Origin of the sequence: Uliginosibacterium sp. H1 (assembly GCF_036017065.1) — a bacterium.
Lineage (GTDB): Bacteria > Pseudomonadota > Gammaproteobacteria > Burkholderiales > Rhodocyclaceae > Uliginosibacterium.
Genome location: NZ_JAYXHR010000004.1, coordinates 121,851 through 140,742, shown reverse-complemented (window position 1 = coordinate 140,742; position 18,892 = coordinate 121,851). Strand labels below are relative to the sequence as shown.

Genomic DNA, 18,892 nt, shown 5'->3' with positions numbered 1-18,892 from the left:
CGGAGTTTCGGGATCGGGCTGCGCAGTAGCTTTACGCGCGGACTTCATCAGAAGCGTTTGCGGAGGGTCATCACCTGCCCCTCGCGCCGCATCTCCATCCGGTTCAGGAAGCTCATGCCCAGCAGCACGTGCGGCATGTCCACCTGCACCACTGCGCCTTCCACATCGGTAAGCGTCACACTGCCAATCGTGACGCGCGACAGCCGTACGCGGTACATCGGCACCACGCCGTTGGCCGTACTCGCCATGCCGCGCTCGCCTTTCAGGTAATCGATGCCGGCTGCGCGCGCGGTGCCCTGCCCCATCGCCACCGACGACGCGCCGGTATCGACCAGGAAGGTCACGCCGGAACCGTTGATGCTGCCGGGGGTGACGAAATGGCCACGCCCATCGCTCTGCAGATGGATCACCTGCCCGGTCCCGCCACCGCCGCCAACGCTCACCGCCCCGCCCATCGGCACCTTGCTGCGGCGACCGTCCTGCTCCAGCGTCACGACGTCGCCTTCCACCGCCACCACCTTCACGCCGTTCGCCGTCTGGCCCACCGCCACGATGCGGGGCGAGCCGCCATCCAGCACCAGCACGGCCTTGCCCGGAAACACGCCCACGACCGACACATCCACGGCCTGCGCGGCCAGCGGCAACGCGCTTAGAATGCTGCACAGCAAGAATCTTTTCACCCGCTCATCTCCATGTTGTCCGTCGCCATGAAACCCGTCGCAATCTTCCGTCATACGCGCACCGAAGGGCCGGGCTATTTTGCCAGCTTCCTCGACCGCCACTCGATCCCATGGACCTTGGTCCCCATCGACGAGGGCGCCGCCGTCCCCACCTCGCCGGACGCCTTCTCCGGCCTCTGCTTCATGGGCGGCCCGATGAGTGTCAACGACCCCTTGCCGTGGATTCCGCAGGTGTTGTCGCTGATCCGCCAGGCGGTCGACAAGGACATCCCGGTGATCGGTCACTGCCTCGGTGGCCAGCTGATGAGCAAGGCGCTCGGCAAGCTCGTCAGCCGCAATCCAACGAAGGAAATCGGCTGGCACGGAGTGCGCCCCACCGACACCGCCGAGGCCCGCGAATGGCTGGGCGAAACCGATGGCTTCGACGCCTTCCACTGGCACGGCGAAACCTTCGCCCTGCCCGATGGCGCCACGCGCATCCTCGGCAGCGACGCCTGCACCAATCAGGCCTTCGTGCTCGGTGACCGTCACCTCGGCATGCAGTGCCACGTCGAGATGACGGAGGAGATGATCCGCACCTGGAACACGCAGTGGGCCGAAGAAGTCAGCGACCCCGCCAACCCGCCGGCCAGTGTGCAGAAGAGCGAGGAGCAGCTCGCCCAGATGGCGACCAACCTGCCGGCCATGCGCGAGATGTCGGACCGCCTCTACACGAAGTGGATCACCGGCCTGAAAACCTGATGCACGCCCCCTGAACGACGCCCCCGGAGCACACCGTGTCAGTCCAATTCATCCAGGACGCCATTCTCAAGGGCGTCGAACTGCGCACCGACCTTCTCAAGTGGAAGCTCATCGCGGTCGGCGGCATCGGCAGCTTCGGCGTGGGCGGCGGGTCGAACACGCACGCGCCGTGGGTGCTCGTGCTCGTCCCGCTGATCTGCGCCTACGTCGACCTCATCTATCGCAATTCCTGCCTGCGTCGCAATGCGCTGCGCGCCTTCGCGATGAGCAAGCATGCCGATCCGACCTACGCGCCGCTGGCAGAAGTCCTGCGCTACGAACAGGGAGAGTTCGCCCAGCGCACCAAGCGGTTCTCCTTCGAATCCGGGGCGCTGGTCTGGTCGTCACTCCTGCTCAGCGTCGCGGTTGCGCTTTATCCGTTGATCACCGGCCTCAGTGACGCGCTTCGGACCGCGCTCGTCACCGCGGGAATCACGGGCTGCGTGCTGTCGATCGCGGTCGAACTCCTCTACGCGCGTTTCGACACGCTGAAGATCGGCTAGGGCTCTACGTCCGACGCCCGCTGCCGGTGCATCCACGGATATCCGTCGGTCCACACCGGTGCGCCCCGGCCTGGCAGCCCTTTGCAACGCCGCATCGGCAGGCCGGCCACGACTAGGTATCCGCCTTGCTTTGGTGGACGCACCATGTTCGCCCACCTGCACAATCTTTCGCACCATCACGCCTGGCGGCGGCAGCTGGAACTGCTGCTGGAATCCACCGGCGAAGGTATCTACGGCATCGACCTGCGCGGCCGCTGCATCTTCATCAACGGAGCGGGGGCGGAGATGCTCGGCTATACGCCGGATGAAGTGCTCGGCCGCAACATGCATTACCTGATCCATCACTCGCACTCGGACGAGAGCCTGATGCCGGTGCATGACTGCCGCATCTTCCGCGCATTCCAGCAGGGCCAGGGCGTGAAGGTGGACGACGAGGTGCTGTGGCGGCGCGATGGCAGTTCCTTCCCCGCGCACTACGCGTCCTATCCGATCCGCAACACCGATGCGGCCGACAGCCCGGTGCTCGGCGCAGTGGTCACCTTCTCGGACATCACCGAGCGCAAGCAGACCGAAGCCGCGCTGCGTGCGGCGCACGACCTGCTGGAACGCCGCGTCGCCGAGCGCACCGCGGAGCTATCGGAAGCCAACGAACGCCTGCGTCGTTCCCACCTCGCGCTGCAGCGCCTGTCCGCCCACCTCAACAGCGTGCGCGAGGAAGAGCGGCGCCACATCGCGCGCGACATCCACGACGAGCTGGGTGCATCGCTCACCGCACTGCAGCTGGACATGAACTGGCTGCGCCCGCGCCTCGCGAGCGACGCCGCGCTGCAGGCCAAGCTCGACAGCATGCTGGAGCTGGCCGGTACGGCGATGGGCTCGGTGCGTCGCATCCTCAACGACCTGCGCCCGGGCCTGCTCGACCACCTCGGCCTGTGGGCCGCGCTGGAAGCGCTGCTCGGCGACTTCCAGCGCCGCAGCGGGCTGGCCTGCAGCTACGACTGCGCGCCGGAACTCGAGCACAGCCGGCTGGGCCGCGACGCGGAGATCGCGCTCTACCGCATCGTGCAGGAGGTGCTGACCAACGTGTCGCGCCACGCCCAGGCCAGCTCGGTCAGCCTGGAGGCTGCGGCAGAGGGACGCGACCTGCGCCTGGCGGTGCGTGACGATGGCCGCGGCATGCGGATGCCGGCCCAGCCCGTCAGCTTCGGCCTGCTCGGCATGCAGGAGCGTGCCCGCGCACTCGGTGGTGAGCTCTCCATCGACAGCGCGCCCGGTGCCGGCACCACGGTACGGCTGCACCTGCGCGACGTGCTGGCGGGCTGAGCCGATATGAACCGCTGTTGTTACGACCGCGAAGCGCAGCCCCGGTTAGAGCCATGATCCGCATCCTCATCGTCGACGACCACATGATCATCCGGCGCGGCCTGCGCCAGATACTCGCCGAAGACGCGCGTATCGGCGCCGTGCACGAAGCTGCCGACGGCCCCTCCGCCCTGCGCCTGCTGCGTGGCGAGCCGGTCGACGTGGTGCTGCTCGACATCGCCCTGGGCGACCGCGACGGCCTCGACGTGCTGAAGAACCTGCGCGCCGAGTTCCCGCAGATCGGCGTCATCATGCTGTCGGTGTATCCGGAAACCCAGTTCGCGCTGCGTGCCATCCGCAGCGGCGCCAGCGCCTACCTCAACAAGGGCTGCGCGCCGGAGGAGCTGTTCGCCGCCATCGTGAAGGTGGCCGGTGGCGGCATGTACGTCACGCCGGCCATCGCCGAACTGATGGCCCAGGACCTGCGCAAACCGGTGGCGGCCGCACCGCACGAAGCGCTGTCCAACCGCGAGTACCAGGTGCTGCAGTTGCTGGCGCAGGGGCGCAGCGTCGGCGAGATCGCGCAACAGCTGTCGCTGTCGGCCAACACGATTTCGACCTACCGCGCGCGCATCTTCGAGAAGCTGGGCCTGCGCAACATGGTGGAACTTGCCGCCTACGCCGCGCGCAACCAGCTGGTGCCGTTGTGACCCCTTCCGCTGACCCGTCGCCACGGCACCGGAGCGTCGCCTGATCCGCCGTCGCCAGTGGCCGACAGGCGTCGCTGCAGGGCAACAATGCCTTGCCGGCCCGTAAGCCCGACGTCCCCTCGTCCTGTAGGACATCTCTGATTTTCCCGGCACGGCCGCTCGCGGCGAAACCCGCATGGAACAAGGCTGTCCATCCTGCGCAATCGCTACGGAAGGTCCTTATTTACCTGCCGGATGTAAATGATCCGTAAAGCACGTCATCCTGGACAGACCGTATTGCGTTGCATCAGCGAGGCCCCTTCAAGGGCTCTCCCCCAAACGATAAAAACATGGATGTAGAACGCATGATCGGACGCTGGCTGTTGCCGGGTCTGCTGCTTGGCCTGATGTCCTGGGCGCAGGCAAGCCAGAACGACGGCGCACTTTTCGACCAGATCGCCAACCGTGCACGCACGATGGCGACCAAGCCCTATCAGTCCCCGGCCGACAACGTACCGGCCGCCCTCAAGGCACTCACCTACGACCAGTACCGCGACATCCGCTTCAACCCGTCCGAGGCGCTGTGGCGCAAGGAAGGCCTGCCCTTCGAAGCGATGTTCTTCCACCGCGGCAAGTTCGCGCTGGACGCGGTGAAGATCCACGAGATCGTCGACGGCAAGCAACGCGAGGTGCCTTTCAACACCCGCCTGTTCAACTACGGCAAGAACAAGCTCAGCACCAGCGGCTGGGGCGACATCGGCTATGCCGGCCTGCGCGTGCACTACCCGCTGAACAACCAGCAGTACAAGGACGAGCTGGTCGTCTTCCTGGGCGCCAGCTACTTCCGCGCGCTGGGTGGCGGCCAGATCTACGGCCTGTCGGCGCGCGGCCTCGCCATCGACACGGTGGGCGGCAAGGGCGAAGAGTTTCCCCGCTTCACCGAATTCTGGCTGGAGCGTCCCGCCAGGGATGCCCGCAGCATCACCGTGCATGCCCTGCTGGATTCGCCCAGCGTCGCTGGCGCCTACCGCTTCGTGCTGAACCCTGGCGACACCACGGTGGTGGACGTGAAGGCGCGCATCTTCCTGCGCAAGCCGGTCGCCACTCTGGGCATCGCCCCGCTGACCAGCATGTTCCTCGCCGGCGAGAACCAGCCGCCGAAGGCCGGTTTCCGTCCGGAGATCCACGACTCCGACGGCCTCTCCATCCACACCGCCGAAGGCGAATGGATCTGGCGCCCGCTGTTCAACCCGCCGCACATCCTGACCACCTCTTTCCAGTTGAAGAACCCGCGTGGCTTCGGCCTGATGCAACGTGACCGCGCGTTCGCCAACTACGAAGACCTGGAAGCGCGCTATGAAAAGCGCCCGAGTGCCTGGATCGAACCGGTGGGCGACTGGGGCAGTGGTCGTGTCGAGCTGGTGCAGCTCGACACCCCGGACGAGACCAATGACAACGTCGTCGCCTACTGGGTCCCTGCCCAGCAGCCGGCACCCGGCACGCCGCTGGACATCGCCTATCGCCTGCACATGCAGGGCGATCGCGGCGCGGGCGACAGCCGTCCGGCCAGCGGGTGGACGGTGCAGAGCCGTCGCGGCGCGGGCTTCCAGCCGCTGGCCGAAGGCGAGGACAAGTTCGTCATCGACTTTGCCGGGCCGGCGCTGCAGGCACTGCCTGCCGACGCGGCGGTGGACGCGGTGATCGAAGCATCGGCCGGCGTGACCATCGCCGAGCAGACGGTCTTCCGCAATGACGTCACCGGCGGCTGGCGCCTGGCCTTCCGCTACACGAACACGAACAACACGAAAAAGACGCAGCCAGTCGAGCTGCGCGTCTTCCTCAAGCACTCTCAGGACACGGTGAGCGAAACATGGAACGCGATCATTCCCCCGCCGAGGTAGGCGCCGGTACCTACCTGTCGTCACCGCCGGTAACGACAGCCCTCTTTGCACCCGACGTGCCGCCGCTGCTGCGCGGCTCCATGCCTGCCAGCCCGTGGTTCGGCCTGCGCGAAGGCTGGCGCCGCCTGCTGCGGATGCCGCACCGACCGGTGCCGCACTGGCCGCAAGGGCCGGCACGCGCCTGGCAGGCGGCTGCGCAACGACGACGTTGGGCCCTGCTCGCGCTGATGATCGCAACCGTGTTGCCGTCCGCGTATGTGATGACGGAGGCGCTGGACTGGACCAACGTGCCGATCCTGGCGGCGCTGCAGATGGTGCTGTTCGTACCGCTGATGGCCTGGGTGTCGGCGGGCTTCTGGTCGGCCGCGATGGGCTTCGTCGTGCATCTGTTCGGCGACCGCCACGTGCTGTCCGCCCGCGGCATCGAGGACCAGGAACTGAACCCGGACACGCGCTGCGCGATCATCATGCCGATCTGCAAGGAGCATGTGCCGACGGTCATCGCCGGCCTGCGGGCCACCTGCGACTCGCTGGCCGCCACCGGCCACGCCGGGCAGTTCGACGTGTTCCTGCTGTCCGACACGCGGGACCCCGTGCTGCAGGCGGAGGAGCGCAGCGCCTGGCAACGCCTGCGCGAGGAACTCGCCGGCCAGGGCCCGCGCGTCTTCTACCGGGTACGTCAGCGTCCGGGCAAGCGCAAGGCCGGCAACGTCGCGGACTTCTGCCGCCGCTGGGGCCGCCGCTACGACTACATGGTCGTGCTGGATGCCGACAGCATCATGAGTGGCGACTGCCTGACCGGCATGGTCAAGCTGATGGACAACAACCCGCGCGCCGGCATCATCCAGACGGTGCCGCGCCCCTGCGGCCAGCCCACCCTGCACGCCCGCGCCCAGCAGTTTGCCGCGCGCGTCACCGGCAGCCTGTTCACCGCGGGCATGCAGTACTGGCAGCTCGGCGACTCCCACTACTGGGGCCACAACGCGATCATCCGCATCCAGCCCTTCATGGAGCACTGCGGCCTGGCGAAGCTGTCCGGCGAGGGCCGCCTGTCCGGCGACGTGATGTCGCACGACTTCGTGGAAGCCGCACTGATCCGTCGCGCCGGCTACGAAGTGTGGGTCGTGCCCGACCTGGCCGGCAGCTACGAACAGCTTCCGCACAACCTGCTGGCCGAACTGCAGCGTGACCAGCGCTGGTGCCACGGCAACCTGCTGAACACCCGCCTGATCGCCGAGCCCGGCCTGACCGGCGCGCACCGCGGCATGCTGATCACCGGCGCCATGGCCTATGCGTCCGCACCGCTGTGGCTGTGCTACCTGCTGGTCGGCACGCTGACCTGGGGCGTGCTCGGCCCGGGCGGCCTGCTGGACGACGGCATCGCAGCCGGCACCGCACCGATTCCGCTGCAGACGCTGTGGCTGTTCACCGGCGCCCTCCTGCTGCTGCCGCGCGCACTCGCCGTGCTGGCCATCGTCTTGCGTCGCGAGCAGTCACAGTTCGGCGGCACGCTGAAGCTCATCGGCAGCGCCTGCCTCGAAGCCCTGCTGTCCATCGTGCAGGCACCGATCCGCATGTTCGCGCACACCAGCTTCGTGTTCGCCAGCCTCACCGGCCTGAAGCTGGAATGGCAATCGCCACCGCGCGAGGCACAGGGCCTGCGCTGGCAGGAAGTGGCCGACGGTTTCGGCGGCCACAGCCTGCTGGCGGCGCAGTGGGGCCTCTTCGCGCTGCTGAGCCACCCGATGGCAGTGCTGTGCCTGGCGCCCGTGTATGGCCCGCTGATCCTCGCCATTCCCTTCACGCTGCTGACGGGCAACGTCGCGCTGGGGCAGCGCATCAACCGGCACGGGCTGCTGCTGACGCCGGAAGACACGCTGGCGCCACAGGTGCTGCGCGAGGCGCGGAACCACGCTGCCCGCCTGCCGCGGCCGACGCGTCGCGACGAGCGGGCCCTGGCCGCCGCCTGAGCTTCCCGCCCTCAGCGGGGGAGGCATGAAGCGCACAGGAAAGAAAAAGCCGGCCCACGGGCCGGCTTTTTCTTTGCATCGTCACAGTCGTCACCAGCGAGCATCGCATCGTTGAACACCGCATCCCCGCATGCGCGTGCCTGCGCGCACCGCAGCCAGCCTAGTCAGGGCTGCGGCGGATCGGCGCGCGAACTCAGGGCGCGACGCGGCACCGACAATTCGAACACCACTTCCGGCGCCTCGTAGCGGTAGCTCAGGCTGCCACCGTGCTCGACGGCGATCTGGTGCGCGATGTACAGCCCCAGGCCCAGGCCGCCGGCATTGCGCTGGTTGCCCAGCGAGGATTTCTTGAACGGGTCGAAGAGCTGTGGCAGCAACTCGTCGGGTATCGGTGGCGCCTGGTTGCGCACCGTCAGCAGGATGTGATCGTCGATCGCCGCCAGCTGGATGCGGATCGGCGTGCCCGGCTGGCCGTGGTGCCGGGCATTGCCCAGCAGGTTGGTGACGACCTGCGCGAGACGGTCCGGGTCACCCTCCATCTGCGCGTCGCCATGCAGTGACACCTCGTAGCGCGCGTCGAGCTGGACCTGCTCGCGCTCGTCCATGATCTGCCGCACCAGGCTCACCAGATCGAGCGGCTGGTAGTTCAGGCCGAGCCCGAGGCCGCCGCGCAACTTGCTCATGTCCAGCACCAGCCCCACCAGGCGCTGCATGCGGCCCGCGGTGCGCTGGATGCGCTCGCCGATGGCTGCCCCGCCCGCGGCCGGCACTTTTTCCAGCACCCGCGCCGCGAGGCTGATGGAATGCAGCGGGTCGCGCAGGTCGTGGCCCAGCACGGCCATCAGGTGTGCCCGTGCGCGCTCGGTGTCCGCATGGTGGACGAAGGCGGCGCGGCGCATCTCGTCGGCCCAGCCGGCAGCAATTTCGATGTCGCTGTCGGTCCAGGGAACGGAGGTGTCCTCCACCGTCTCGCGCCATTCGTCGAAGGAGCCGCGCGGGGTCAGGCGCGGGCCTTGCGGGCCGACGGTGAAGACCTTCTCCGGCTTGCCGCCCCAGCGCACCGTCTCGATCTGTTCCTTGCGCAGGAAGACCAGCCAGGCATGCGCAGCCGCATCGAAGCAGTGCGCCAGCAGGCCGCAATAGGCCGACAGCGAGGCCGGCCGTTCCACGCTCCAGTCGGCCAGTGCGTTCCACAGCGGACGCGATTGGGTGGGCATGTCCTTGAGCACGCGCGCCAAGTCCGCGACCGCTTCCGAACGGGCCAGGCCATGTTGGGCAAGCTTGCCGCCGGAGATCACCACCGCCGCGTCGGCGTCCAGCAGCCGCGCCAGCGTGGGCAGGTGGCAGGCCAGGGCTTCGGCCACGTCGTCGTTGTCGCTGATGGACTGCGCGCAATCGGTCTGCACCGCCAGCGCACCCCGCGTCCTTTCGGCGTGCTGGCGGGCCAGCAGCGAGGAGATGGTGGTCGCCACCACCTGCGCCATCACGTCCACCGCCATGCGGATGGCGTAGGGCACCAGGCGCCGCGACATGTGGTGGCAGGCGAACATGCCCCACAGCCGTCCGTCGATGACGACGGAAACGCTCATGGACGCGCCCACGCCCATGTTGCGCAGGTACTCGATGTGGATCGGGGAAACGCTGCGCAGCACGGCATGGCTGAGGTCCAGCGGCGCCGCGTCCGCCTGGCCGGTGAGTGCCAGTGGCGTCGCGCTGACGTCGGCGATCAGCCGCAGGGTGTTGAGCACGTACAGGCGGCGCGCCTGGGCGGGAATGTCGGAGGCCGGGTAGCGCCGGCCCAGCAGGCTCTCCAGCGCATCGGCCTTGCTCTCGGCCACGATGTCGCCGCTGTCGTCATGGCGGAAGCGGTAGGCCATGACGCGGTCGAAGCCGGTCAGGCTGCGGATCTCCTCGACGGCCCGCTCCAGCAGCTGCTGCAGCGAGCTGGTGCGCTTGAGGCGGTCCAGCGCACGGTGCGCCTGCAGCGCGAAGCGCGATACGTCCTCGTCACGCTCCCGCGGTTCGAACTCGACGATCACGCCGCTGGTGCTGATGTTGATGACGACATCCATCTTGCGCCCCGCCACGTCCAGCTCGTGCGACACGGCGTACTGCTCGCCCGTCCGGCTGTCGGGCAGGTGCTCGCGCACGAAGCCGCACACCTGCGACCACAGGGGGGAATGGCACTCGTCCAGCGAGGTGCCGAGCGTGACCGGACAATCCAGCAAGGTGGCGGCATTGCTGGTGTGCCATGCAACCAGGCCGTCGACGGAAAACGCGATCAGCGCGCCATGCGGCTGGATGGAGCCCGGAATGTGGATGGGCTCCCTGTCACAGTTGTCGAGCGTGACCGGCGCGGACGGAGACGTGGGCTGGCTCATGCGGTACGCACCTGTTCGAATCGCCGCAGCAGGCTTTCGAAAGCCGCCACGGCGCCCTCGCAGGCCTGGCGGATCTGCGCCGCGGTCCTGATCTGGTCATCGAGAAGCTGCAGGAAGGTGCTCCAGCGTTTCGCCGGCACGCTGCCATCGCCCTGCAGGAAACGGAAATCGAGGTCCGGGAAATCGTCCGCCGCGAAACGCTCACGGAAGGCGCGATACAACAGGGCGCCGCCGAGCCGCGACCCTTCCTGCACGTAGGCCCAGCCCCACAACCGGTCCGGCGCTGCGAGCGCGCCGTCGGCGTCCGTATCGACGCCCGCAACGGCGGCAGCGCCGTCGCGCTCACCAATCGTCGCTCCGGCACTTGCAGGCAGCGCGTGGCCCAGGTGCCTGGCCAGCTGGGCGATGTCGTGGTCTATCCAGGCCACGCGCGGCAGCTCCGGCACGATCTCATCGAGCAAGGCGGGTCGCGCGGCGGGCACGTCCTCGCGCAGCCACTGGCGGAAGGCCAGCACATGCAGGGCATAGTCTTCGAGACGCGGCTCATCGAGGGCGATCGGCGAGGCGGCCTCGACACGCTCGTGCAGGCTTGCCGTCGCCTGCCTCAGGGCGTCGAGCGGCGAAGCAGGCAGGCTGGCAGCCTGCGTTCCTTCGGGAAAATTGGACAAGGATGTGCTCACGGCTACGGCGGCGGCCGGTAGGCCCGGCCGTTGGTTCTATCGGGGTACAGGGGTTGTACCACAGCGCCGGGCCGCCTTGCAGCACAATCCGGCCCGGCCAGCCGCGCCCGCTCAGGCGTCGGGCACTTCCTCGCGGCCAGCGGTGCGCGAGTCATCGTGCAGCTGCATGAAGATCGCCGCCGCCACCATGCCCAGCACGCCCACGCTGACGAAGGTGTACTGGAACACCCGCAGCATGTCGCCCTCGCCCAGCCGATGCACGAAGCCCCCGAGCAGCGCGGCGGCCGACGCGACCCCCAGGCTCATCGACAGCTGCATCGTCACCGACAGCAGGCTGTTGCCGCTGCTGGCGCGCGCGTCGTCCAGGTCCAGCAGGGTCACGGTGTTCATCAGCGTGAACTGCAAGCCATTCACGTAACCCATCATCGCCAGCTGCACGATCAGCACCCACAAGGGTGGACGCAGGGCGACGCTGGCAAAGCTGGCGATCATCACCCCGACCAGCAGGGTATTCACGATCAACAGGCGGCGGTAACCGAAGCGCCGTACCAGCCCGCCGACGCCGAAGCGCGCCACCAGCGCGGCCAGTGCCATCGGGATCAGCATCGTCCCGGCGTGCATCGGCGAATAGCCCAGGCCGAGCTGCAGCATCAGCGGCAGCAGGAAGGGCACGCCGCCAGAGCCCAGGCGCGCGAAGAGGTTGCCGAGTATGCCCACCGAGAAGCTGTTGATCTCGAACAGCGCGGGCGGGAACAGCGGATGCAGGAAACGCATCGCATGCAGCCAGTAGCTCACCAGCAGGCCGATGCCGCTGACCAGCAACCACAGCGCCACCGACAGGGACCAGCCCAGTTCGCCCAGCCCCTGCAACGCCAGCGACACCAGCGTCACCCCCAGCGAGAACAGCAGGAAGCCACGCACGTCGAAGGGCCGCACGTCCGCCGACTTCAGCGGCGGCATGATGCGCAGGGTCAGCATGATGCCCAGCGCGCCGATCGGCACGTTGATGAGGAAGATCCAGTGCCAGGACACCTGCTCCGCCAGCCAGCCGCCGAGGAAAGGCCCCAGCAGCGGCCCCACCATCGCGGGCATGACGACGAAGCTCAGCGCCGCCAGCAACTGCTCGCGCGGCACGGTGCGCAGGATGGACAGGCGCCCCACCGGCATCAGCATCGCACCACCGACGCCCTGCACCACCCGGCTCGCGACCAGCTGCCCCAGGGTATGCGAGTAGGCGCACAGCACGGAACCGAGCGTGAACAGCACGATGGCCGCGAGGTAGACGCGCCGCACGCCGAAGCGGTCCGCCATCCAGCCCGAGGCCGGCATCAGCAACGCCACGGTGAGCATGTAGGCGATGATCACCGCCTCCATGCGCAGCGGGCTGGCATTCAGATCGCGCGCCATCGACGGCAAGGCCGTGTTGACGATGGTCGAGTCCAGCATCTGCATCAGCAGCCCGATGGCGACCAGCCACAGGAGGGGGCGGGATGAAGCGGGATGGGCACTCATGGTTCGGGGACGTCTCGCATGAAACCGGCATCGGGTGCCCGTGATGCCGTGAACATACGCCGCTACAGCCCGGCCGGCTATCCCACCAGATGCTTAGATCTTCAGCAGGCCGCGGAAGCCGCGCACCGCGTAGTAGGACTGCGCGCCGTTGTGATAGGTGAACACGGTGTCGTAGCGACGGTCGCAGAACAGCGCGCCACCCAGCTTGCGGATGGCGGGTGGCGTCTTCACCCAGCTCGATGTCTTCGTGTCGAACTCGCCGAGCTGCTGCAGCGCGCGGTACTCCTCCTCCGTCAGCATCTCGATGCCCATGGCGGAGGCCATGTCGACAGCGCTGTCCTCGGGCCGGTGTTCCTTCCTGGACTCCAGGCCGGCGCGGTCGTAGCAGACGCTGCGTCGCCCCTTGGGCGTCTCGGCAGCGCAATCGCAGAAGACGAACTCGCCCGTGCCCGCGTCACGCGCCACCACGTCCGGCTCGCCGCCGCTCTCCTCCATCGCGGCCAGTGCGCGCAGCCTGGCGGCGTCTGCCGTGTCGAGCCGTGCCTGCACGTCGGTCCATGCAATGTCCGGGTGGCGGCGCCTGTGTTTGTCGAAGCGGGCCTGCAGGAGCCTGCAGAGTGCTTCACGTTCCTTGTCGGTCATGTCTCACCTTTCATGGAAGATGGCCGGCCACTTCAGGCCTGCTGCCGGAATGCCAGGTAGTAGCCGTTGCAATCGCGGATGCCGAACTCCCGACTGCCGTACGGCATGTCCTGCAAGGGCCAGGCGAGGCTCACGCCGTCCTTCACCGTCGCGTAGTAGTCGTCCAGCGCCGGCACCGCAAGGTAGATCGTCCCGGTGAAGCCGGGGGCCGCACCCCACAGGTCGGCAGGCGTGAACACGAGCGCCCCGCCATGCAGGACGGCAGTGAGTGTTCCCTCCGCCGTATCACTCAAATCGAAGCCGAGCCTGGAACGGTAGAACGCGCGCGTCTGCTCGACATCGTGACAGCGCAGCAGGATGGTCAGCGACATGGTGTCCCTCTACAGGTGTTGTGCACGGAGCATGGCAACCGGCGCGACCACCGTAAACAACAACCGGGGCGCTGGCCCCGGTTGTCATCCGATGATGCGGCTCAGGAATTATTGCCCGAGTTCAGGACGCGGACCTGCACAACGCTTCACCAGTTCGCTGACCTGGTTGGTCGGGTGCAGCACGTACGCATAGTAGTTCTTCGGGTTGAAGACGCCGTAGCTCGTACCCGACTGCTCGCGCTGACCACTGGTGCTCTGGTAGCTGTTGCCAATCGCCACCAGCGATCCGGTGTCGTAGTAGTGCGGGTCCTTGGTGTTCACGAACACGCTGTTCTCCAGGACCATGTGGGTGCCACCGCGCGCGTAGTTGCCGTAGCCCGCGTTGTTCTCCATCAGGTTGTTGTACAGGTGCGCGCGCAGGATGTTGTCCGCCGACGGGTTGCGCTGGTGCGTGTTGTTCAGCCAGTTGTGGTGCATGGTGATCTCGGCCGTCACGTTCTCGGTCCAGCCGATGCCGAAGGCCTTGTTCTGGTTCTCCAGGATGTTCCAGGACACGGTCAGGTTGGTGGTGTCCTTGCGGCTGTCGATCATGCCGTCGGCGATGCGGCTGAAGCGGTTGTGGTCGATCCAGATGTTGCGCGAGGTGTCCGCCTGCACGCCATCGTTGTCAGCCGTCTTGCCGTCCCAATCACCCTCGATGAAGCTGTCGCGGATGTGCAGGTTGCGGATGATCACGTTGTTCACGTAGCTGACGTTGAAGCCGCCATTCACGATGTGACCGGTGGTGCCCACGCCGATGATCGTCTTGTTGGAGGCGACGCGCACTTCCTCGAACGGATCGAAGGTGATGGTGCCCTGAACGCGGCACACGCGCGGCTCGGTGGCACCCGCACAGGCCTTCAGCGCAGCCACGGTGGACACGGTGGTCGGCGCCGCACTGCCACCGCCGGTGGTGCCGCCGTTGAGCGTCGAGAAACCTTCCTGTGTCAGCGGGCAGGAGCCGGCACCGGACGAAGAGCCCGACGAAGAAGTGCTGGACGAAGAACTGGTGGAAGAACTCGACGAACTGGAGCTGGAAGAAGACGAGCTGCTCGACGATGAACTCGACGAACTGCTGGAGCTCGACGAGGAAGAGGAGGATGACGACGAGGACGACGAGCTGCTGGAAGAGCCGCCACCCGCGACGGAGCATTCATTCACGCCGCCCGCGATGCGACCGCCGAAGGCCGCCTCGTTGCAGGTGAAGCTGCCCGACAGCGTCTTGAAGATGAATTGATCCGCACGGCCGAAAGCGACGTTGGTATTCGCGGCAACGCTGCAGGCCGCGCCTTCCTTGCAGATGGTGGTCCAGCCCTTGGGCCGGTTGGCGGCGGTTGCGCTGGCGGCCGACACAATGGCCAGCACACCGAGCACGAGGTGCTTCAGTTTCATGTCTTGTCTCCTTGATTATGGAAATGCTGCTTCCGGCGACACCCCTTTGCCGGGGGCCCGCTTGCTTCAGCACGGCCGCAATCAAAGGATCGCAACCGGCGCGCCGCAGCTTCGTACGAGCCGCTGGCGCCGCCTAAGGATAGTGCCCCGCTTGGTGCTTCACCAACGGAAAAATGCGGCCGCGCAGATGCTGCGCGGCCGCATTCGTGTGAAGAGACTTCGAGCCTAGTGCGCGAGTGCGTCGTGCGCGTCGGCGGTGTTGGCAGGCTTCGCAGATTTGATGGATTCTGCAAGCGCTTCAGGCTGCGAGGTTTGCCGATTCACATCCGGCGCAATGCCCTGCGGTAATTGCGCCCTATGCGGCTGGTCGGGCCCGTGAAGTGGGCGAACTTGACGCCCTTGTTAGGCACCTGCGCGATGGTGAGTAAGGATAAACAACGCTAGCTCCGCGATAGAGCCCGACGAATGTGCAGGCGGATACTCTCCTAGTGACAGCGAAACATTATCAACAGTGCTTGCGCTGCTGTTGAGGCGCGGCAACAACGCTGCATGGTGCCAGCAGAAGAACTTCTTGAGGTCTCTGTCCGTGGCCACCCAGAACCTCGGCTTGTAGATACCCGTGCCGGCTGATTTCCAAGCCTTAAGCTGACCTTGTCGAATGCTAATTGAATTTCTATCCAGGACTTTCGCCTCTATCCCGGTGTATCCCGGTTGGCCGCAAAAGGCAAACCAAAGATCTGGAACGTTCGGATCAAGTAAGCGAGCGCCTTCAGTTCCGGCATGATGCTTCGCCGCTCCGCCGTCGACGCAAATAAACAGGTCACGCTCCATGTCTACGAATGGTGCCAAGTAGTGAAACAGCTGCGCAACGAATCGGTTCTCTTGCTTCATATGCCTAAATTTTGAAATGAGAGGCGGCGCAACGGCGTCGCCCTTGTGACGTCCTCTCGATGGAAGGGTTGGGCGTCATTCGCGCTAGCCCTTACTTGACCAGGCCAAACTGCAGATTCGCCCATTGACCGAGCACTGCGATCGCAATGCCGAGGAGAACTAACCCCATCGGTCGCTTGTACCACTGGTCTTTTTGTTGAAGGTCGATGTTGATCTGCAGAACATCCGGCTTTTGACCTACCGCTAGGCCTTGCTGGGCCAATAGCGCTTGCTCCCACCCTAGCTCCTCGACTCGGAGAATGGTCTTTCTGATGCGAGCAGAAAGATGGCTTGCGCTGTCCCACATCAGACGCCCAAGCGCAACGCAGCAAATGATGAATAGAAAGCCGTAGTTACCGGAGCTGTTGAGCTCTCGGGGATTGGCAATGGGCGCGACTTGCCAGCCCCAAGATAGGAACTGCGTTTTCTCGTACAGGACGTGGATGATTCTTAGAACTCCACGGGCAACGGGTGCGAATGCCGTGGCGTCTCCTTGAACCGCCCAAGCGATGGATTTGAGCCCTGAGATTAGAAGAACGGCACTGAAGGCAACAAGTACGACGGAGGAGATAGCGCGTAGGCGCCACACGCGACGCTGAGCTTCGTAAATTCTCATGTGTGTGAGGGGTGAGTGGCTATGACGCCCAACGTTTGAGGTAAGCCTCGTGCCGTAGGCACGTCGGCTTGAAATGGTTAGGCATCGCTTGCATCAGTCTTCGGCCCGGGTGTACTTTCCTGCTCTTCGGCAGCCACCTTCGCGGCGGTCTTCCTTTTCGACTTCTTTGCTTGCTGGAGGAAGACCATATCTCCCGAAGACACCCGCCTGCGAAGCAGCCAGAAGTTGTAGCGAATGCGCATCCAAAGTACCTTGCTTTGCCGAAAAGCGAGAAACCGAATGATCAGTTCTAGTTGGTACTGATGCGCAAGGTAGCCCAGTTCGTAGGTGCTAAGTGTTGCCAAGTAAAGCCCAGCGTCGGCCGTAAAGACATCGAGCTTCTTGGCCTTAACAAACTGGTACTTGTTCAGCACCTCCCGCAACTTGTAGGCCTCGATTGGATAGTACTCGCCCAATGAGTCGGCAGCAGCGTTGAGACGTTCTACAAACGCCGACTCCTGAGTGGTGTACTTCTCAAACGACCTCTGCCGAAGGCGTTCCCACTCCTTAACATCGGAGGATAGATTCTTGAACTTTTCCTGGGCGGTCTTTAGCTGAACCATTTCAAGGAACAAGAAGTACAAGACCGCAATTGCTTTGCCGACCGCTTTCTTCCTCTCGATGGCGCGTTTGCCATACGCACTGCCTTCTGCGAGAAACCAACCAATCGCGATACCAATCAGCGGCAAGAAATCTTTGAGGTCCATGGCGGGGATTGGCGATGCCTAACTTGTTTTAGGGAGCCGTCTTGCTGCCTAACATCGGCGCGTGCCCCCTAACATCGCGCCTTCCAGCACTGTGAAACGCTTGCTCTACAAGGATTCTCGTTTGATGAGGTATTTTTCAGTACCCACTAACAGAATCGACAAGAACCTTACTTCGAAAACAATGCCGCAACATGCCTTCTGCGTGTTGACGCGGCGCAACCCACAGAGGCGAAGCACGGCAATCCGGCACGCCCCCCTTTCCCCCTCTGCAGCCGCCGAGCAGCACAGCCGTGACGAGGGATCGCGCGGAGCGCGACGGCGAGCATGTCTGAGCACCGAAGGCCGAGCGCAGCGACAGACTGAGGGCGAGTTGCGGAGCCGCTCATCATGGCGCGCAGCGCAGGGAACCACGCGAAGCGTGGCGGCGGAAGCGGGGCGCGTTCTCTGCATACTCTCTGCCGCGCAGCAGAGAGTATGTCGCCCGCCGGGGCGAACTCCCGGCGCTGGGTAACGAGTGAGCACGGGCCTGCGGCGGGAGCCGGTAGAACGACAGGTCAAAGAAGCACGTCACCGGACTCCCCTCCTTCGACCGCTTCGATCCCTTCGACAAGCTCAGGGAACGAAGCTCGCGTAGCGCGCAGGAATGACGAAGCGGGGGTGCGAGGTGGCTCGCTGCAGCGCGACCGCTCACCCATGTTCAACGTTTGCGCGCCTTCACAGCCGTCACCGATGCCTTGCTCGAAGACGTACCAGCCTTGGCCGGCGCAGCCTTCTTCGTCGTCACCGCAGCCTTCGCTTTTCGCGTCGCCTTCGCCACGAGTGGCGCCTCCTCCTTCGCTGTGCGCGGCGCAACCGACTTCGCCGCCCGTGGTGCCACCGCCTTCGCCGGCTGCACGGCCCCCGCCTCCGCCCGCGACAACACCACGCGCCCACCACGCCCCACCGGTGCCTTCTCGATGAAGGCATTGCTGACCCAGCCCTCCAGGTCGGTGACGCCCTGCACTTCCACCTTGCTCCAGCGGTCCAGCGCTTCCAGCACCACCAGCTTGGTGCCCTTCTTCAGCGCGGGCGCCACCGTGACCGCCGAGGCGTCGGGGCCGGAGCGGATGTTCAAGCTACTGGCGGTGACCTGCCAGTACTCGGGCAAGTCGTCCTCGCGGCCTTTCACGCGAGCGCTGAAGGCGCCGAGCGGGAACGCAGGACCGGGGTCGGTCTTACGGCCGCGGGCGATGTCCTCGTGGCCCAGCACGTCTTCCAGGCCGTATTGCGCGGCGAGCAGCTCGGTGAGTTCCAGTGCGCGTTCGATCTGGATCTCGGTGTAGGTGTGCCAGGGCTGGGCGCCACCGCCGTGCTTGTGCTCGGCGACCAGCACTTCGCTTTCCGGATAGGCCTTGCCGAACCAGGAGACGTATTGGCCGCCGACGCGCTTCATGACGCCGGCGTTGTCGATCTCGATGCCGATGCTGTGCGAGTTCAGTCCAATGAGGCTGCCCCACTGGCTCTTGCCGGCATGCCAGGTGACGATGTTGAACGGTGCCAGCTGGATGATGCTGCCGTCGCGGCCGAGCACGATGTGCGCCGAGGCCTTGCTCGCCGGGTTGCACAGCGAACTGGCCGAACTCGCTGCCGAGCTGCCTGCCGTGTAGTGCATGACCAGGTAGCGCGGGCTCATGACGCCGCCGCGGTTGGGCGTGTCCTTGTGCGTGATGCTCGATCCGACGAGGCGGTGGTTCTCGATCTTCATGGTGCTCTCCGGTT

At 65.8% G+C, this 18,892-nt stretch carries 17 protein-coding genes; 6 read left to right on the top strand and 11 right to left on the bottom strand.

The window, feature by feature from the left end; genetic code table 11:
- Positions 1-47 precede the first annotated feature (47 nt).
- Complete coding sequence (locus VVD47_RS19760) at positions 48-680, bottom strand: retropepsin-like aspartic protease family protein (protein WP_327605245.1); 633 nt, start codon at positions 678-680, stop codon at positions 48-50.
- Between the two features lie 27 nt (positions 681-707).
- Here VVD47_RS19760 and VVD47_RS19755 point away from each other — a divergent pair, with 27 nt between their 5' ends.
- From VVD47_RS19755 to mdoH, 6 genes are all read left to right on the top strand, one after another.
- On the top strand, positions 708-1,421 hold the full coding sequence (locus VVD47_RS19755) for a type 1 glutamine amidotransferase (protein WP_327605244.1): 714 nt from the start codon (positions 708-710) through the stop codon (positions 1,419-1,421).
- A gap of 35 nt (positions 1,422-1,456) precedes the next feature.
- Positions 1,457-1,963 (top strand): hypothetical protein, encoded by a 507-nt coding sequence (locus VVD47_RS19750; protein WP_327605243.1) that lies wholly within the window; start codon positions 1,457-1,459, stop codon positions 1,961-1,963.
- Between the two features lie 144 nt (positions 1,964-2,107).
- Entirely contained in the window at positions 2,108-3,286 is a 1,179-nt protein-coding gene (locus VVD47_RS19745; RefSeq protein ID WP_327605242.1) for a PAS domain-containing sensor histidine kinase, read from the top strand.
- Positions 3,287-3,339: 53 nt separating this feature from the next.
- Positions 3,340-3,975 (top strand): response regulator transcription factor, encoded by a 636-nt coding sequence (locus tag VVD47_RS19740; RefSeq protein WP_327605241.1) that lies wholly within the window; start codon positions 3,340-3,342, stop codon positions 3,973-3,975.
- A gap of 329 nt (positions 3,976-4,304) precedes the next feature.
- On the top strand, positions 4,305-5,855 hold the full coding sequence (locus VVD47_RS19735) for a glucan biosynthesis protein (protein ID WP_327605240.1): 1,551 nt from the start codon (positions 4,305-4,307) through the stop codon (positions 5,853-5,855).
- Positions 5,825-7,825, top strand: a complete 2,001-nt coding sequence (mdoH, locus tag VVD47_RS19730; protein WP_327605239.1) for a glucans biosynthesis glucosyltransferase MdoH — start codon at positions 5,825-5,827, stop codon at positions 7,823-7,825. Before VVD47_RS19735 ends, mdoH begins: the two co-directional genes overlap by 31 nt.
- A 164-nt stretch (positions 7,826-7,989) precedes the next feature.
- On the opposite strand, the gene VVD47_RS19725 is transcribed toward mdoH, so the two are convergent.
- From VVD47_RS19725 to VVD47_RS19680, 10 genes are all read right to left on the bottom strand, one after another.
- The gene (locus VVD47_RS19725; RefSeq protein WP_327605238.1) at positions 7,990-10,206 is read right to left on the bottom strand and encodes an ATP-binding protein; all 2,217 of its coding nucleotides are present in this window, start codon (positions 10,204-10,206) and stop codon (positions 7,990-7,992) included.
- Complete coding sequence (locus VVD47_RS19720; protein WP_327605237.1) at positions 10,203-10,874, bottom strand: biliverdin-producing heme oxygenase; 672 nt, start codon at positions 10,872-10,874, stop codon at positions 10,203-10,205. Before VVD47_RS19720 ends, VVD47_RS19725 begins: the two co-directional genes overlap by 4 nt.
- Positions 10,875-10,997: 123 nt before the next feature.
- Positions 10,998-12,443, bottom strand: coding sequence for a multidrug transporter subunit MdtD (gene mdtD, locus VVD47_RS19715; RefSeq protein WP_327605447.1), 1,446 nt, complete (start codon positions 12,441-12,443; stop codon positions 10,998-11,000).
- 48 nt (positions 12,444-12,491) lie between these two features.
- Positions 12,492-13,040: a DUF4256 domain-containing protein gene (locus VVD47_RS19710; RefSeq protein WP_327605236.1), complete on the bottom strand. Its 549-nt coding sequence runs from the start codon at positions 13,038-13,040 to the stop codon at positions 12,492-12,494.
- 32 nt (positions 13,041-13,072) lie between these two features.
- Complete coding sequence (locus tag VVD47_RS19705) at positions 13,073-13,411, bottom strand: VOC family protein (RefSeq protein WP_327605235.1); 339 nt, start codon at positions 13,409-13,411, stop codon at positions 13,073-13,075.
- 108 nt (positions 13,412-13,519) lie between these two features.
- Positions 13,520-14,842: a pectate lyase family protein gene (locus tag VVD47_RS19700; protein WP_327605234.1), complete on the bottom strand. Its 1,323-nt coding sequence runs from the start codon at positions 14,840-14,842 to the stop codon at positions 13,520-13,522.
- 402 nt (positions 14,843-15,244) lie between these two features.
- Entirely contained in the window at positions 15,245-15,733 is a 489-nt protein-coding gene (locus VVD47_RS19695; RefSeq protein WP_327605233.1) for a hypothetical protein, read from the bottom strand.
- A gap of 91 nt (positions 15,734-15,824) precedes the next feature.
- Positions 15,825-16,388: a YniB family protein gene (locus VVD47_RS19690; RefSeq protein WP_327605232.1), complete on the bottom strand. Its 564-nt coding sequence runs from the start codon at positions 16,386-16,388 to the stop codon at positions 15,825-15,827.
- A 77-nt stretch (positions 16,389-16,465) separates the two neighbouring features.
- Positions 16,466-17,134 carry a hypothetical protein gene (locus tag VVD47_RS19685; protein WP_327605231.1) on the bottom strand — a complete coding sequence of 223 codons (669 nt, stop codon included), beginning with the start codon at positions 17,132-17,134 and terminating at the stop codon, positions 16,466-16,468.
- Positions 17,135-17,831: 697 nt separating this feature from the next.
- The gene (locus tag VVD47_RS19680) at positions 17,832-18,878 is read right to left on the bottom strand and encodes an N-acetylmuramoyl-L-alanine amidase (RefSeq protein ID WP_327605230.1); all 1,047 of its coding nucleotides are present in this window, start codon (positions 18,876-18,878) and stop codon (positions 17,832-17,834) included.
- Between the last annotated feature and the right edge of the window lie 14 nt (positions 18,879-18,892).

Excerpts from the sequence above, each read along its gene's own strand:
- VVD47_RS19755 (WP_327605244.1), top strand. The coding sequence starts at position 708 with ATGAAACCCGTCGCAATCTTCCGTCATACGCGCACCGAAGGGCCGGGC.
- VVD47_RS19745 (WP_327605242.1), top strand. The coding sequence starts at position 2,108 with ATGTTCGCCCACCTGCACAATCTTTCGCACCATCACGCCTGGCGGCGG.
- VVD47_RS19740 (WP_327605241.1), top strand. The coding sequence starts at position 3,340 with ATGATCCGCATCCTCATCGTCGACGACCACATGATCATCCGGCGCGGC.
- VVD47_RS19735 (WP_327605240.1), top strand. The coding sequence starts at position 4,305 with ATGGATGTAGAACGCATGATCGGACGCTGGCTGTTGCCGGGTCTGCTG.
- mdoH (WP_327605239.1), top strand. The coding sequence starts at position 5,825 with ATGGAACGCGATCATTCCCCCGCCGAGGTAGGCGCCGGTACCTACCTG.
- VVD47_RS19725 (WP_327605238.1), bottom strand. The coding sequence starts at position 10,206 with ATGAGCCAGCCCACGTCTCCGTCCGCGCCGGTCACGCTCGACAACTGT.
- VVD47_RS19710 (WP_327605236.1), bottom strand. The coding sequence starts at position 13,040 with ATGACCGACAAGGAACGTGAAGCACTCTGCAGGCTCCTGCAGGCCCGC.
- VVD47_RS19705 (WP_327605235.1), bottom strand. The coding sequence starts at position 13,411 with ATGTCGCTGACCATCCTGCTGCGCTGTCACGATGTCGAGCAGACGCGC.
- VVD47_RS19700 (WP_327605234.1), bottom strand. The coding sequence starts at position 14,842 with ATGAAACTGAAGCACCTCGTGCTCGGTGTGCTGGCCATTGTGTCGGCC.
- VVD47_RS19695 (WP_327605233.1), bottom strand. The coding sequence starts at position 15,733 with ATGAAGCAAGAGAACCGATTCGTTGCGCAGCTGTTTCACTACTTGGCA.
- VVD47_RS19690 (WP_327605232.1), bottom strand. The coding sequence starts at position 16,388 with ATGAGAATTTACGAAGCTCAGCGTCGCGTGTGGCGCCTACGCGCTATC.
- VVD47_RS19685 (WP_327605231.1), bottom strand. The coding sequence starts at position 17,134 with ATGGACCTCAAAGATTTCTTGCCGCTGATTGGTATCGCGATTGGTTGG.
- VVD47_RS19680 (WP_327605230.1), bottom strand. The coding sequence starts at position 18,878 with ATGAAGATCGAGAACCACCGCCTCGTCGGATCGAGCATCACGCACAAG.